This window comes from Methanomicrobiales archaeon (assembly GCA_030019205.1).
Lineage (GTDB): Archaea > Halobacteriota > Methanomicrobia > Methanomicrobiales > JACTUA01 > JASEFH01.
The window spans coordinates 1-14367 of the sequence record JASEFH010000023.1; the positions used below are offsets into that span (position 1 = coordinate 1).

14 protein-coding genes are annotated in these 14367 nt (G+C 64.8%); 8 read left to right on the forward strand and 6 right to left on the reverse strand.

From position 1 onward, the window contains the following. Both QMC96_11135 and QMC96_11140 read right to left on the reverse strand, forming a co-directional pair. A partial coding sequence (locus QMC96_11135) for an acetyl-coenzyme A synthetase N-terminal domain-containing protein (protein ID MDI6877310.1) occupies positions 1–342 on the reverse strand: 342 nt, incomplete at its 3' end. Between the two features lie 408 nt (positions 343–750). Further along, a complete protein-coding gene (locus tag QMC96_11140; protein ID MDI6877311.1) occupies positions 751–975 on the reverse strand; it encodes a ferredoxin in 225 nt (74 codons plus the stop codon). Positions 976–1561: 586 nt separating this feature from the next. Between QMC96_11140 and QMC96_11145 the strand changes: the two genes are divergently transcribed. The 5 genes from QMC96_11145 to QMC96_11165 all read left to right on the forward strand — a co-directional run bounded on the left by QMC96_11145 (position 1562) and on the right by QMC96_11165 (position 4598). Next, a complete protein-coding gene (locus QMC96_11145; GenBank protein MDI6877312.1) occupies positions 1562–2782 on the forward strand; it encodes a YcaO-related McrA-glycine thioamidation protein in 1221 nt (406 codons plus the stop codon). After that, positions 2736–3392 (forward strand): TfuA-related McrA-glycine thioamidation protein, encoded by a 657-nt coding sequence (locus QMC96_11150; GenBank protein MDI6877313.1) that lies wholly within the window; start codon positions 2736–2738, stop codon positions 3390–3392. Before QMC96_11145 ends, QMC96_11150 begins: the two co-directional genes overlap by 47 nt. Before the next feature lie 142 nt (positions 3393–3534). Continuing rightward, a complete protein-coding gene (locus tag QMC96_11155) occupies positions 3535–3813 on the forward strand; it encodes a MoaD family protein (GenBank protein MDI6877314.1) in 279 nt (92 codons plus the stop codon). A 2-nt stretch (positions 3814–3815) separates the two neighbouring features. Beyond that, entirely contained in the window at positions 3816–4238 is a 423-nt protein-coding gene (locus tag QMC96_11160; GenBank protein MDI6877315.1) for a molybdenum cofactor biosynthesis protein MoaE, read from the forward strand. Between the two features lie 165 nt (positions 4239–4403). Continuing rightward, positions 4404–4598, forward strand: a complete 195-nt coding sequence (locus QMC96_11165) for a MoaD/ThiS family protein (protein MDI6877316.1) — start codon at positions 4404–4406, stop codon at positions 4596–4598. Positions 4599–4947: 349 nt separating this feature from the next. Here the strand turns inward: QMC96_11165 and QMC96_11170 are convergent, their stop codons facing one another. Next, positions 4948–5973, reverse strand: coding sequence for an mRNA surveillance protein pelota (locus QMC96_11170; GenBank protein MDI6877317.1), 1026 nt, complete (start codon positions 5971–5973; stop codon positions 4948–4950). Continuing rightward, the gene (rqcH, locus tag QMC96_11175) at positions 5963–7858 is read right to left on the reverse strand and encodes a ribosome rescue protein RqcH (GenBank protein ID MDI6877318.1); all 1896 of its coding nucleotides are present in this window, start codon (positions 7856–7858) and stop codon (positions 5963–5965) included. The genes QMC96_11170 and rqcH overlap by 11 nt, the downstream gene beginning before the upstream one ends. Before the next feature lie 54 nt (positions 7859–7912). Between rqcH and QMC96_11180 the strand changes: the two genes are divergently transcribed. From QMC96_11180 to QMC96_11190, 3 genes are all read left to right on the forward strand, one after another. Then, positions 7913–8272 (forward strand): hypothetical protein, encoded by a 360-nt coding sequence (locus tag QMC96_11180; GenBank protein ID MDI6877319.1) that lies wholly within the window; start codon positions 7913–7915, stop codon positions 8270–8272. A 23-nt stretch (positions 8273–8295) separates the two neighbouring features. Further along, positions 8296–10065, forward strand: coding sequence for a ribosome biogenesis/translation initiation ATPase RLI (locus QMC96_11185; GenBank protein ID MDI6877320.1), 1770 nt, complete (start codon positions 8296–8298; stop codon positions 10063–10065). Between the two features lie 564 nt (positions 10066–10629). Further along, the gene (locus QMC96_11190) at positions 10630–11838 is read left to right on the forward strand and encodes a hypothetical protein (protein ID MDI6877321.1); all 1209 of its coding nucleotides are present in this window, start codon (positions 10630–10632) and stop codon (positions 11836–11838) included. 867 nt (positions 11839–12705) lie between these two features. Here QMC96_11190 and QMC96_11195 read toward each other — a convergent pair. Both QMC96_11195 and QMC96_11200 read right to left on the reverse strand, forming a co-directional pair. Continuing rightward, on the reverse strand, positions 12706–13890 hold the full coding sequence (locus tag QMC96_11195; GenBank protein ID MDI6877322.1) for a hypothetical protein: 1185 nt from the start codon (positions 13888–13890) through the stop codon (positions 12706–12708). Next, complete coding sequence (locus QMC96_11200) at positions 13875–14360, reverse strand: chemotaxis protein CheD (GenBank protein MDI6877323.1); 486 nt, start codon at positions 14358–14360, stop codon at positions 13875–13877. Before QMC96_11200 ends, QMC96_11195 begins: the two co-directional genes overlap by 16 nt. Positions 14361–14367 lie beyond the last annotated feature (7 nt).

Here is a 14367-nt window from a genome sequence, read left to right on the forward strand (position 1 = left end):
GCGGTAGGTGAAGATCCGCTCCTCCCCGTTCTCCCCCCGCCAGATCAGCGCCACCCTGTTCCTCCGGGAGTTCAGGGCATGGCGGTCCAGGCAGTTGTGGGTGATGTTGAGCTTGCCGTTCACGAACCATCTGGCATGCGGATACTGCCAGTCCTTCACCCTCTCGTAGGGCGCGAACCAGTCCAGCTCCTGCGCTATGTCATCCCAGAACCCCTCCGGATCCTGGATGAACTTCTGGTAGGTCTCCTCGTAGTTCTTCACCCAGGCGTTCTCCCGGTAGCTCCGGTCCGGAACGATCACCGTCTCCTGCTCGACCAGTTTCACCTCGAACTCGTCTGCCATGGTCCACCTATCCTACATTATTAATCGTTATCAATTCTCGACTTAAAGGTTATGGTCGAAGGCAGTTGCGCGCATTCCGCGCGATAGGGCAGACGAATCATGGGCGTTCTTCACATCCCCCTGCAGAAAGCGTGGGATGGGGAGGTGTGGCACCCCTCTCCTCCGTGCGTTATACCCGTGCTTCTTCGAACCGGAACGTGCGCAGAGAGGATCGCGACCCGGACGGCCTCGGGCACGGGGGAGCGGGATTCCCCTGCCCCGCACGGAGATGCCGATCCGTGCCGTGACGGAGGCGGCAGGCATCCGCCGGAATGCGTCTGACGCCGCAGTCATACAGCGGATGACCGTGATCGTGCAGAGTCGGGCCGGGGCCGGCCCCCCCGCTCTTCCCCGCATCGCCGCGGGGACTTACTCGACCCGGATGACCTGCGTCGGACAGAGATCCGCGGCTTCCCGCACACAGTCCTCCTGATCCTTCGGGACATCCCCTCTGCTGATATCGGAACCGGTACGGTACTCCTCTCTGATCTGGCTGAACGTGTCCTGCGGGTTCTCCTCGAACACGCCGGGGCATGTTGTCCAGCAGGCAGCGCAGCTGATGCACCCCGGACGATCGATCTCAACTGCAACCATACATGATACCTCCGCGTTGGGTGCGGGCAGTGGATGATAATTCCACCCCCCGATGAGCGGTACCTCCCAATCGTCGTGCTCCCTGATGTAAGTACCGGATCCTCCTCCAACGCCGTCCCTTCTGCGGCCGTCGGACGAAGGTCCCGCATCCCGTGGGGATGGGTGCGGATGACAGCGATGGACTGCCTGCGTGTGGGATTTCCATCGGGTTCTGCTCGGTTCTGTCTGTGGCTTGCAGCTTACCGCCATTCTCGAGGCGCTTCTCGCGGGACCGGGGCATCGAAGACCTGCCTGCCGAGGACGATCACGGATGTCCTCGGGCTCATTCTGCGGTTCGAGGGGTGGCCGCCGCACTCCCGGGTGCCACCGGGGGTCGTATTCTGCCCCTGCCGTACCCTTCAGGAGCGGGCAGGCGGGGGCGTCCTGCGATCATCGGCACATGCCAGGAGCCTCTGCTGCGCTTTACCTGCAAAACCTGCCCATCCCCTGTCTCCAGTAAGTATAAATGAGGTCCGAACATACATGTGGAATAGCCTGCTGAGACCGACGCAGCTTCGCCAGCTTTTCACTGCACGAGATGACATCCATGCACCTGCGGCCCTGCAAGAAAGGATACAGGGAGGATACGCACCGTGCATATCCTCCGGAAGAGACATTACGGCGCATCGAGGGGAAAATGGCCAGCGCCGGCATCACCCGCGTCGCGGACATCACCAGCCTCGATCGGATCGGAATCCCCGTATTCTCCAGCATCCGCCCTTCGGCCGAAGAGGGTGCGGTGTCGGTCTACAACGGCAAGGGAGCGACCCCCATCGAAGCCCGGATATCGGCGATGATGGAGGGGATCGAGCGGTTCTCGGCGGAGGCGGACGGACGGTTCCTCGAGTGCTCCGCGTACTCGGCGGTCGCACGGACGGAGAATGCCCTGGATCCCAGCGCTCTGATCCTGCCGCCCCGCACGGACCCAGATCTGGCGGTGCCGTGGGTGAAAGGCTACGACATCCTGCAGGATGAGGAGATCCTGGTGCCCGCCCATGCCGTGTTCCATCCTCTGGCCGCACGGTACAACCGCCTCTTCCGCACCAACACCAACGGCCTCGCCTCGGGAAACACTCTCGAAGAGGCAGTATTCCACGGTCTTGCGGAGGTGATCGAGCGGGACGCCTGGTCGCTCGTGGAGGTGAGCCGCAATACGGGCCCCGTCGTCCGCAACGTCACCGATCCGCTGATCGCAGAATTCCTGCAGAAGTTCGAGAAAGCCGGGGTTTCCGTCGTGTTGCGGGACATCTCCAGCGATATCGGAATCCCGACATTCGCCGCGGTCTCCGACGACATCCTCCTGAAGGATCCGGCGCTGCTCACCATCGGCATGGGAACCCATACGAATGCGCGGGTCGCCATGCTGCGGGCCCTTACGGAGGTCGCCCAGAGCCGCCTGACGCAGATCCATGGTGCCCGGGAGGATACCGATCTCGCGGACATCCGGAAGAAGATCGGCTACGAGCGGACGAAGAGGATGAACCGGCACTGGTTCGAGATCCGTACCGAGAAGGACTGCTCCGAAATACCCTCCTTCGACAGCGACGATTTCCTGACGGACATCCGCCTCCTCCTGCGGCATCTGCAGGAGAGGGGAGTCGAGAGAGTGATCGTGGCGGACCTGACACGGGAGGAGATCGGTGTCCCCGTGGTCCGCGTGATCGTCCCGGGTCTTGAGGTGTATGCGATGGACGGGGAGAGGCTGGGGGAGAGGTGCAGGAGTGCAGCCAAGAATCGTCGTCTTTCTCGGCCCGAGTCTGGATCCTGAAGAGGCCCGGCGGATCCTGCCGGCAGCCGAATACCGCCCGCCGGCGAAGCGTGGCGACATCCTGAGGGCTGCCGGAGACGGCGCCGGCATCCTCGGGCTCATCGACGGAGTCTTCTTCCAGGACTGCTCCGTGGCGCACCGCGAGATCCTGTCGGTGCTCCGCCGCGGGGTGCGCGTGATCGGGGCCTCCAGCATGGGAGCGCTGCGGGCTGCGGAGCTGGACGGGTTCGGGATGGAGGGTGTCGGGGAGATCTATGCGCTCTACCGCTCCGCTGCCGTGGAGTCGGACGACGAAGTCGCCCTGAGCTTCGATCCGCTCTCGTTCCGCCCGCTCTCGGAGCCGCTGATCAACATCCGGCACAATCTGAGGCGGGCGGTGGAGCAGGGGGTCCTGGACCCCGGGGAGGCGGAGACCCTCCTGTCGGCAGCCCGGGATCTCTACTTTCCCCGGCGGACCTGGGCGGCGGTGCTGCGTGCCGCCGAAGATCGCATCGATTCCGGCTCCCTGGAGAGGTTCCGCCATTTTCTGGAGACCGACTACAGGGACCTGAAGAGGGAGGACGCGATAGCGGCCCTGCAGAGGATCGCCGAGATCGTGGAGGGGGGATAGGGTCTGGCGGAACAGGCGGACAGGATCGCTGCACCTTCAGGGCCGCGATTCGGAGAGGCGGGGGAAGGCTGATATCGGGTTGGTGACAGATATGGTCAGGAGTTTTCGACTTCCCGAAGCGGCGATGACGGGGGGAGAACGGATGATGGTCCGAGTCAGGGCGTTTGCACGGTTTGCCGAGATCATCGGCAGGGATCAGGAGATCGAGATCGCGGAGGGATGGACCGTGGGGGTGCTGCTGAACCGCCTCGCCGCACTCCACCCCGGACTCGAGGAGGAACTATACGACGAGCAGGGAGCGCTCCGAGACCACGTGATTGTCATGCGGAACCGTCGGCACATCGATACCTGCGGCGGTCTGCAGACCGCGCTCTGCGAGGGGGACGAGATCGCGATCTTCCCCCCCGTTGCGGGAGGATAGGGATGCCGTCAGGAACGATCGAGATCCGGGAGGAGGACTTCTCTGTCGACGCGGTACTCTCCGAGCTGCGGGACGAGCGCGCGGGGGCGGTGGTCAGCTTCATCGGGACCGTGCGGGGCGACAGGATCGAGAAGATGGTGCTCGAGGCGTATCCGGAGGTGGCCGTACAGGAGCTGGAGAAGATCCGCGAAGAGGCGATGGACAGGTTCCGGATCCTCTCGCTCTCTGTCATCCACCGCATCGGGACACTGTCGGTGGGCGAGAAGATCGTGCTCATCGCGGCAGCGGCCCCGCACCGCCACGAGGCGTTCCTGGCCTGCGAATACGCGATCGACGAGCTGAAGAAACGCGTACCCATCTGGAAGAAGGAGATCGGGCCCTCGGGAGAGGTGTGGGTGGAGGGGCACCGGGGAATCTCCCGGTAGCGGGGGTGCAGTGGTTCCCGCACTGCCGCCCCGTCGATCCCCTCCGCGGCGGCGGGATGGAGCAGGCCGCGATCCGGCCCCGGATCTCTCCCGGATGCAAGGGGGACCGGCGGGAGCACGGTGCGCAGTGCGTGAGAGCGCGCGAAAGGCAGGAGGCATGAACGGGTGAGAGTCGAGCTTCCGGGAGGGGGGGCGTGCGAGGTGCCGATTCGGGAATCGAAGATCGCGGACGTCCTCCGCGAGCTCCGCATCAATCCCCTCGATGTCATCGTCGTCAAGAACGGGCGGATCGTGCCGGAGGACGACGATGTCCGCGATGGCGATTGCATCCGCCTCATCGACGTGAAGTCGGGCGGCTGATCGCTGCATGCCGATCGGACCGTGCGCGATCGCCGCGGGGCGGGCGGACGTTCCCGCCGCATGCTGAACGCAGGGCAGAGCGCTCCGCGCACCGGCGATGACCCGGCATGGGGGGTTCTGAAGGCATCCGAACCCTCCCCGCCCGCGCCGCATCCCAACCTGGCCTGAGGCCTGCTGGATCCATGGCGGCAGCGAAGAGGACGGATCGGGATCTCCGCCGATTCGCGGACCGGGTTATCCCGCGCGGCGGAGGTGAGGGGCCTCTCGGGAGAACGCCGCAATCTCTCCGGCATTTGGTGCCCGTTGCCGGTCCAGCGCGGGAGCGGCAGGTTCTCGCGCCGCAGCGCCTTCATGCGATCGGGAACCGAAGCAGGGCGGCGATCCCCCCGAGCGCCGTCAATCGACGCCCCGGATCGAAGGCAGAAGAGAGGATCACCACCCGGGCGCCCGTCCGTTCGCTCTCCTCGATCAGTGTCCGGATGCCGGGGTCCCGCAGGAGGTCGTCCACGACCAGGATCTGCTGGACGGCGCCATAGGAGGTGGCTTCTCGCACCTCCGCCCGCCCGTAGGCAGCGGGCCTCCCGCAGCTGATCCGCATCAGCAGCTCCTCCATCGCCTGCACCTCCCGCTGGAGCTGGAGGTCGCCCGAGAGGCGCTCGAGGGCCCCCTGGCCGATCACGTCCTGCACCCCTCCCCGCCCGGTGCGCCGCGTGTCCACGACGCGGATGCGGTCCACGACGGGATCGCCGGCGTCCCGGAGGTATTTCAAGAAATCCTCTTTGACAAAACCGGGCCCGGCCAGGACGATCGGCCCGGTGACCTCGGCAAGCCAGCGGCGGATCGTATCGAAGAACTCCTGCCTCTGGTAGGCGCCGCCTCCTTTCCCGCTCCCCATGGTCACCTCCGCCACCTCCTCGGGCCCGTACTGGCGGATGCGGTAGAGCTCCGCAGCACCCTCTTCGAGGGTGAGGATGTGCACCACTCCGAAGACGGATGCCTTCACCGCCCGCTCGATACGCTCCCGATCCTGCCGTGTCCAGGTCTTGATCACCGAGATCTCCTGGCCGGCCTCCAGGTTCACCGTATGATAGGAACCGACGTCCACCCCGAACTGGATGACCCCCCCGATCCGCAGCCTTGCGGCGTAGCTCTGGAAGTCGACCTTCTCCGCCCGGATGCCCAGGCGGACGGGGCGCTTCTCCGCCTTCTCCGGCCGCACCCTGTCTGTCACCGCCTCCATGCTGCGGAGCGTCGTGGCAAACACCAGATCCCCGGGGCGGATCAGGTGCCCGAGGTGCCAGAGGTCGTCCAGCGTCTCGGGCACCAGACGTATCTCCCCGTGATCGCCACGGAAGTCCAGGAACTCACTCTTCATGATCCCCCGCGATCTCCGATCCGCCGGGCGGCACGAATGCCATCACACGTTCGGTGGAGAGGATGCCGCGCATCGCCCGCTCGTACTCCGGGGGGATCTTCTGGCGGAGGAGCCGCACCACCTTCTTCGCCGTGTCATTCTCCCCGAACGGGCCGGGTGCCAGCTGCACCCGGATGTCCGCGTGTGCGGAGACGGCGCTTGGAGGCCCGCCAATCACGGCCGCCTCCGGGGTGAGCTGAACTCCGATCGAGACTGCCAGGGGCACATCGCGGTAGTAGGTGCGCTCCCCCCGCACGATGAACGAACCCCGGGTGACATACTCTCCCGACGGGGGGGTCTTGCTGATCTGGTCCGGGCGGGCGCTGTAGACGTCCGCTACGAAGTGGCCGGCCTTCCACGCCCCCGAGAAGGAGGCGGCGAACTGGGCCGCCTCGTCCATCCTCTCCGTCCGACCCTTCACGATAACGACGCTGGCTCCATGAACGTCGGCGTGGACGAAGATATCGCCCCCTTCCATGTACTTCTTCACCAGTTCTTCGTTCTGCTCGGCATTCTTCCCGCCGAGCACGAGTACGCCGTCGCTCGTGTAGAACCAGCGGAAACGGTGGAACCAGCGGGGTTTTGCCGGTGTCAGCGCGCCCCTCCTCTCCAGCTTCTGCCTCTCGGGCAGGGCCCGGTCCATGGCGGCCAGGGCGCCCTCCCGTTTCCTTCGCAGTCTCTTGATCTGGTCGTAGTAGCTGCCGACCGTCTCCTCGATGCTCTGGTGCAGCGGCAGCTTCACGGATACCCCGATGTCCACCTCCACCGCATTCTCGGCCGGATGCACCGCCACCACCCTGCGGGCGAGAGGCGTGTCGCTTTTTTTCAGGAGACTCTCGATCTCCTGCCAGGATCGCGTCTTCCGCGCGTCGGACAGGGCGGAGAGCACCTCCTGGATCCGGGGGTAGTTCTCGTAGATCAGCTCCGTCACCCTCTCCAGACGCCGGATGCGCTGCTCGAACCGGGCGACGGAGGCCTCCTGCTGCCGGCGGATCACCTCCTCGCGGGTGAGCCGTGGGGAGGCCTCGGGTTTCGCGGCGGGTGCGGCGGGGTAGTAGGCGGCGAGCGCCTGGTTGAACGTATCGAAGGTCTGGAGGACCGCACCGCGTCCCAGGGGGATGGGCCAGCAGCCGCTCTCCATGATGACGGGCCTCCTGTCCTGCTTCACGTCCCGCACCAGAGAGGTGAGAGCGCTGAAGACCGCTCCGGCATCCGCTTCAGCGGCCGGAGCGGTCTTCTCCGCTCCCGCACGGCGGCAGACCTCTTCGGCGTACGGGCCGCCCAGCATGCAATCCACGGCGAGGGTGCGGACCAGGTCGCGCCCGGACTGCCGGAGCAGCCCCTCGAATTCGGTCGGAGACCGCTGCGTGCAGTCTATCCCCTCGAGCGCGTAGGTCGATCCCGGGACCACATCCCGCTCCCGGAAGCGGTGGTGCCAGAGGGGTTTGATGATGGTGTCATCCTCCGTGCAGAGGATCGCGTTCCCCTCGTCGAAGAGCTCGAGGTAGAGGCGGTAGCAGGCATCCCTCTTCTGGACTGCGATGTAGAAGACCCTCTCCATGCCGACCTGCCCGATCTCCGGGATCCGCCCGCCGTAGAGGTGCTTCCGCAGGAGCATCGCGAATCCGGGGGGGATCTTCGGAGGCGCGGGGAACGCCGGCGTGAGGTGGGCACGCCTTCCCGCCTCCACCAGCAGCTGATGCCGGGCCCCTTCGCCGTTCAGGCGGATGCCGAGCGTCTTCCCGTCGAACTGGTAGATCTTCCCGATCCAGAGAGGGAGCAGGGCCCGGAGCTCCTGGACCATTGCCGCCAGATCCATCCCGCTCATGCCCTGCAACGTTGCCATGGTATACCAAACTACATATGGATTCACAACAAAAATTAGTCTAGTGGTTATCCGATGACAGGGGAGGCGAAGAAGGGCGGAGGGGAGCTTCCCGACGGGTTGGAGAAGCAGAAGGCGCACAGGGAGCGGATCGTTCGCACGGCCGTCGCCAGTTTTGCCGGGCTGGGGGTGGGAGCGCTCTCGTTTCTTTTGGGCGGAGAACCGGACGCCGCGACCGCCCTCCAGCCGAACGCGTCCCTCGGCATCATCCTGCTGGTCATCGGTATCGTCGTCCAGCGCTATATCTTTATCGCGCTGCGGATCGATCCGACGACGCTCACGACGAAAGACTGGTTCTATCAGGGTTTCATGACGTTCGCCTTCTGGTACATCGCATGGACCGTTCTCCTGACTCCTCTCTATTTTAACCTCTGAACCGTTGTCCGCGAGGAAGTGCCATGCGAATTGCCGTCATTCACCGGGAACGATGTCATCCCAGGCGGTGCGGCACGGAGTGCATTCTCTACTGCCCGCGGGTCCGGACCGGAGACGAGACGGTCCTGATCGGGGAGCACGGAAAAGCGGTTATTTCCGAGGAATTGTGTGTCGGGTGCGGCATCTGCGTCAAGAAGTGCCCATTCGAGGCGATCGACATCGTCGGGCTCCCCGAGGAGCTGGAGCACCCGACACACCGCTACGGTCTCAACGGGTTCGTCCTCTACGGGCTGCCTGCCCCGGTGGAAGGCAAAGTTACGGGAATCCTGGGTGCGAACGGTATCGGCAAGAGCACCGCCATCAGGATCCTCACCGGTCAGCTCCAGCCCAACCTGGGGCAGCTGGAGGAGAGACCGGACTGGAAGGAGATCCTGAAGGAGTACACCGGCACCGCGCTCTTCGAGTACCTGCAGCGTGTCGCGCAGGGAGCTGTAAAAACGGCGCAGAAGCCGCAGTACATCGACCAGATCCCCCGGGTCTTCCAGGGGAGTGTGGACGCGCTGCTGCGCACCACCGACGAGCGGGGGAAGCTCGAGGAGTACATCGATCGCCTCGCCCTCCGCTCCATCCTCGAGCGCGATATCGGCACGATCTCCGGGGGGGAGCTGCAGAGGATCGCCCTTGCCGCGTGCCTCTCACGGGACGCGGACTTCTACTTCCTGGACGAAATCACTCCTTTCCTGGATATCTACCAGAGGATGGTCGCCGCCGACCTGATCCGGGAACTCGCCTCCATGCGCCCCATCGTCATCGTGGAGCACGATCTCGCCATTCTGGATATGCTTGCCGACACGGTCCACATCGGTTACGGCAAACCCTCGGTCTACGGCATCATCACCCAGCCCAAAGGCGTTCGGAACGGCATCAACCAGTACCTGGAGGGCTATCTGCACGAGGAGAACATCCGCTTCCGGGACTACGGGGTCTCGTTCGAACGGAGGATGCACGGCGGGGAGGCGGTGCTGGAGACGCTGCTCGAATTTCCGGCGCTGACCAAACGATACGGGGCGTTCACCCTCCACGCGGAGGGGGGGGATATCCGCGCCGGCGAGGTGCTCGGCGCGGTCGGTCCGAACGGGATCGGGAAGAGCACGTTCGCCCGCCTACTCGCCGGCGAAGAGAAGGCAGACGAGGGGAGCCCCGATCGCACGATCCGGGTCTCCTACAAGCCGCAGTATATCAAGGGGACATCGTGCGACACCGTGGAGTTCGTGCTGAGGAGTATCACGAAGCGGTTCGACTCCTCATTCTACCAGCACGAAGTGGTCGAGCCGCTCGCCCTGCAGTACATCCTCCAGAAACCGGTGAACGAGCTCTCGGGCGGCGAACTGCAGCGCGTCTCGATCGCTGTCTGCCTCTCGCGGGACGCGGATCTCTACATCCTGGACGAGCCCAGCGCCCACCTGGACGTGGAGCAGCGGGTGCGTCTGCCGCGGGTGATCCGCAGCCACGCGGAGGCGAAGAAGGCGGGAGTGCTCGTCATCGACCACGATATCTACCTGATCGACATGATCAGCGAACGTATGATGGTATTCTCGGGGACTCCGGGTGTATCCGGCGAGGCGCTGGGGCCGTTCGAGATGGAAGAGGGGATGAATCGCTTCCTCCGCGAGATCGGGATCACCTTCCGCCGGGACAGGAGCGGGAGGCCCCGGATCAACAAGCCGGGTTCATTCCTGGATCGCGAGCAGAGAGCGCGGGGCGAGTACTACTACTCCGAAGCGAAGAAGTGATGAGTGGGCATCGCTCTTCGTCCCCGTCGTAAGATCGGTCTCGATAGATGGTTGTGATAACGGACAGATTCTTGTGAATTGTTCGCACCCGACCAGCCGTACGTCCCGACCGCACTTCTGGATGTGCACCGGATGAGGGCGGCTCCGTGCCGCTCTTCCCGGGCCAGGAGGTCAACGCGACTCGCGGGGAGGGAGGGGGAAGGGGATGCGCCCCCCTCCCCCATCCCCAAAGGTAACGATAGGGCCGGAGAATCAGGGATGCGAAGCTCCGACCGGCGCTGACGGTCCTGATCAATCCCCCTCCCGCCAGAACCGGGACCGTCACACCTCCTCCCCGAGCCGCAAGCCCCGCCATGATCGCCATCGTTTCATCGGACGACTGAGGGCCCCGGGGATGTAAAGGAGCCGGGCGAGGATCAATAGGCCCTCGTGCCGACGAGGGCAATGCGGCTGCCCTCCCGCCGGTGCAAGAATCGTGCCGGGCAGGCGGAACAATCCCTGCATTTCGTGTTCGTTGTAAATTAGAAAATTTATCATACACCCTGAAGCAAACCACCCTATGGTATGCCGGAGGAGAAGTCTTCATATCTGCCCCTCGGGGAGAGACTGAACCTTCTGCAGAGAGAGTTCGTTTCCTACATCCAGAAGAATGCGAAGAAGGTTGAGGCGAACCTGCCTGTCTTCTACGGTTACGTGATCGCCTCTCTCGACGATCTCGGAGGAGAGATCGATGATGCCTCCTATGATGCGTTCATCGATGCGATCTCCGGCAAGCTCCTGGAGGGGTGCGGGCGTGCCGCCGATCCGGAGTTCATCGAGAAGGTGATCGCGAACGCGCTCCGCTGCCGGAAGCACGCCGCCGTCCGAACGGGTCTGGATATCGCCGCGGGCGTGCAGCTGATGAAGGCAGGCGACTACGCCCATGCCATCCCCTACCTCTCCCGGTACGCGGAGGCGGACGCCGCCATCGGAACCGCTCTTGCCTACTGCTACTACATGCTCTCCCTCTCCGAGATCGCCGGCAGCGGAGGGCGAACGGGGGCCCGTCCGGGCGAGTCGGAACTCCTCGCCCGCGAACAGATGCTCCTCCTGGTGGAGAGGGCCCCGCCCGTTCACCGCCTCCCCGAGCTCCTGGCCGTTTCGGATCCGCTGGTCACCCGGGCCTTCTGGCTCATGATATCCTGTGCTCTGGAGTGGTTCCCGAGCGAGAAGCGGTTCTTCTACATGGGGCTGGAGAAGGCCCGCCGGGATGGCAACCGCGAGATGCGGCTGGAACTCCTGAAGATCGCCACGGAGCGTTTTTTTGACGATATGGTCTTCCTTCGCGAGTCATTCTACATCCGCCTGGAGGAGCGCGACGCGATCGGCGCCGCCGGTGTCGTCAAGCAGATGATGCAGCAGTATCCGGAGGATCTCGAGCCGATCTACTACGGCATGAAGCTCTCGCTGCTGACCACTGTTCGGTCCACGTATGAGACCTTCCGGAAGCTGGCGATCGCGAAGGGCATGCCTCCGTATCTCGTCCAGCTGCAGGATCTCGCATTTGCCCTCCTCACCCGGGAGAACCAGAACGCGCTCCGCCTCATAAGGGACCTGAAGAGGAAGCCGCCCTCTCTCCCCTACTACGCGACCGCGCTCGAGTATATCGCCCATGACTTCTTCCACGAGGACGAAAAAAGGGCGAAGAGGGCGAAGAAAGCTCTCCTCGACTCCATCGACCAGTTCTGCCTGCAGACCCTCCGGGTGGAGCCCAGGATTGCGCTCCAGGACTGAGCAGGGGCTGGGCGGATCTCCTTGCCATTGCGCATGTCCCGCTCCGGGTATGCGGATCCCCTCGATGGAGACGCTTTCCAGAGGTTCTCCGGGTTCCTCCCCAGTCCGCCACCTTCTTTCCGGAGTCCACGCCTTCGATGCTACGGGGTCCGATCATCCGCCGATCCCCGACCTTCCCGGAACCGGATCGGGCATTCCGGCTGACATGCCTCCGGCCGGTCATTCTGGTTCTGGGAGCGGGATGGAACCCCTCGCCCCCTCTCCCCGTTCCCCGTCCCGGCAACAGCGGAATCCAGGGACCGAGGATTCGTGCAGGCCCTTCCCCCTGCCTTCATCCCGCGGCACGGCAGACTCTTTCGGCGATTCTGAAACGGTGCCGGGGTCTCAGTGCAATTCCGGGGGATCGGTCCCGCTTTATCCACCACGATTCGGGTCTGTTGGGCTGGATCCCGGTAGGATGGGATGCGGTGCGGGCCCATCGCATTGACGGATCCAAAAGGGATTCGCCCTCCCCTCGCACCGTGCTATCTGGCCCTTTTCAAAGACGGTATCCCGATCAGGGAATCGGTCCTGGCTGGATTCGGGCCCGTTCCCTTCCGATGCCAATCGCCCCCTGCCAGCATATCCGGGCCTTTCGCACCTGGGGGAAGGGGGGGTACTGCCGCTCTTCCCCATTGCCTCATCCTCGCCTGGATACTCCCGGAACAGAAGAGCAGCCGTACGGCTCCTCCATCGCTCGGGCTGTATGGTGCCATCCCGGTTGCGGAGGCAGTCCCCGTCTCGGATGGGCGGATATTCGGGCAGCCGGGGGGAACGGAGTGGACCCCGGGAGATCCCGGGCTGTTCGATGCATGGCTGGCAATCGCTTCAGGGGAACAATGAGAAGAGGTTCTCGAGCCATGTGCGGACGGCAGCGATGCACGCCTCCACGCCGCCGAAGGGTTCACCGGGCGGTTGCGGGACCGCGGCGGCATTCTGCCCGCGATCTGCCTCCCCCGCGGGTTCGCGGTGCGGCGGGGGTGTCACGGGCATCGACGGTCCTCCCGCCCCCTCCGGCGGTCGAATCGGGATCAGCGGGGATCGCTCGGACCAGCCGTAGATGTAGCCAACCGATGCCGGTGTCGTGAACCAGCACCTCCCCTCGCCGTCCAGGAAGAGCCTCCTCACCCGGCTGCCCCAGAGCCCTTCGGGTTTGCCGATGTGGGACTGTATCTGCCCTTCTACCGCGAGGAAGATGCCGCTGTCGGTCGCGAGAAGGAGTTCGCCCGCCGGCGTGCGTGCGACATCCAGGATCTCCTCCGTGCGGGGGAAGAGCGCATCGACCCGGATCTCGATCGTCGGGGAATGCCCCCGCCGCAGGTGGTAGACGTGCGTGCCGTTGAAGAGGAGGATGCCGCCCGTGGGGTCGCTTCGGAGTTCGCGGATGCCGATCCAGCTGCCGGGGAGCGGCTGGAAACGGACAGGTTCGGACCCGTTCTCGAGCACGAAGACGCCCGCTTCACCACCGGCGAAGTAGACCGCTCCGCTCTCGGGATCCCGCGCCATGCTGTATATGTGGTTGCAGGATAGCCCGCTCTCCCCGTGGGGCTTGAACCAGGTCCATGTGCCGTTGCGGTAGCGGTGCAGGCCGGCATCCCCGCTGGCGATCCACATCGCGTCGTCCTGACGCAGGATGTCCTGGACGATCAGGTTCTTCAGCAGCTGCTGGTCCCGGAAAGTGGTGAATCCGCTGCCGTTGTACCACTGCAGACCCGTCGAGTAACCGATCCAGAGCGTCCCTTCCGCGTCCCGCTCCAGCGAGAGTACCCGGTCGCTCAGGATGCCTTCCCCCCGCCGGGAGTGGTTCGGGTGGAGGGTGCGCCAGGAGCCGTCGAAGATGGCGAGCCCGTTGTCTGTGGCGAGGTAGCATTCGCCGTCCCTGCCGAGGACCATGTCGCTCACCCGCACCGAGGGGACCTGGTCCAGCCCGGGCGAGAACTGGACGATGCCGCCCTGCGCGTTCCCGATCGCACAGACGACGAGGCAGAGGAGAACGGCTACAGCTCGATGCATGTGCCGTCCGCCCTTCGAATGCATACCTTCCCGTTCGCGCGCGGATAGTATACGAGCGAGCGCCCGAAGGTGCCGCCGGTCTCTTCGGCCCGGATGCGGATGCGGTGCTCGTGCAGGAGAAGCCGGAGCGCTGTGACGTTCCTCTCGCCGATGTTCAGTGCGCCGCACAAATTCCCGAACATGGTCGATCCGCCCACCAGGAGGGCCGCGACCGATCCGTTCCTGCAGCCCTGCTCCCGCAGACCCGAGAGCAGCACCTCCAGGGCGCTGTCGGCGTACTTACCGGGGCGATCCCGTCTCCCGTTTGCCGCGGGCAGCATGACGTGCGCCATGCCTCCCAGCGACCGGACCTCATCGTGCAGGATGAGCGCCACGCAGGATCCCAGCCCGATGGTGGACAGAGGGGTGCAGCCGATCCGGTACTCGCCGATGCCCACGACGGTCGCATCCCTGCATACTGCCTCCCCCATAACGGAC

What these genes read in the sequence shown, in the direction of transcription:
- QMC96_11140 (MDI6877311.1), bottom strand. Translation starts at nt 975, where the DNA reads ATGGTTGCAGTTGAGATCGATCGTCCGGGGTGCATCAGCTGCGCTGCC.
- QMC96_11145 (MDI6877312.1), top strand. Translation starts at nt 1,562, where the DNA reads ATGCACCTGCGGCCCTGCAAGAAAGGATACAGGGAGGATACGCACCGT.
- QMC96_11155 (MDI6877314.1), top strand. Translation starts at nt 3,535, where the DNA reads ATGATGGTCCGAGTCAGGGCGTTTGCACGGTTTGCCGAGATCATCGGC.
- QMC96_11160 (MDI6877315.1), top strand. Translation starts at nt 3,816, where the DNA reads ATGCCGTCAGGAACGATCGAGATCCGGGAGGAGGACTTCTCTGTCGAC.
- QMC96_11170 (MDI6877317.1), bottom strand. Translation starts at nt 5,973, where the DNA reads ATGAAGAGTGAGTTCCTGGACTTCCGTGGCGATCACGGGGAGATACGT.
- rqcH (MDI6877318.1), bottom strand. Translation starts at nt 7,858, where the DNA reads ATGGCAACGTTGCAGGGCATGAGCGGGATGGATCTGGCGGCAATGGTC.
- QMC96_11180 (MDI6877319.1), top strand. Translation starts at nt 7,913, where the DNA reads ATGACAGGGGAGGCGAAGAAGGGCGGAGGGGAGCTTCCCGACGGGTTG.
- QMC96_11185 (MDI6877320.1), top strand. Translation starts at nt 8,296, where the DNA reads ATGCGAATTGCCGTCATTCACCGGGAACGATGTCATCCCAGGCGGTGC.
- QMC96_11190 (MDI6877321.1), top strand. Translation starts at nt 10,630, where the DNA reads ATGCCGGAGGAGAAGTCTTCATATCTGCCCCTCGGGGAGAGACTGAAC.
- QMC96_11195 (MDI6877322.1), bottom strand. Translation starts at nt 13,890, where the DNA reads ATGCATCGAGCTGTAGCCGTTCTCCTCTGCCTCGTCGTCTGTGCGATC.
- QMC96_11200 (MDI6877323.1), bottom strand. Translation starts at nt 14,360, where the DNA reads ATGGGGGAGGCAGTATGCAGGGATGCGACCGTCGTGGGCATCGGCGAG.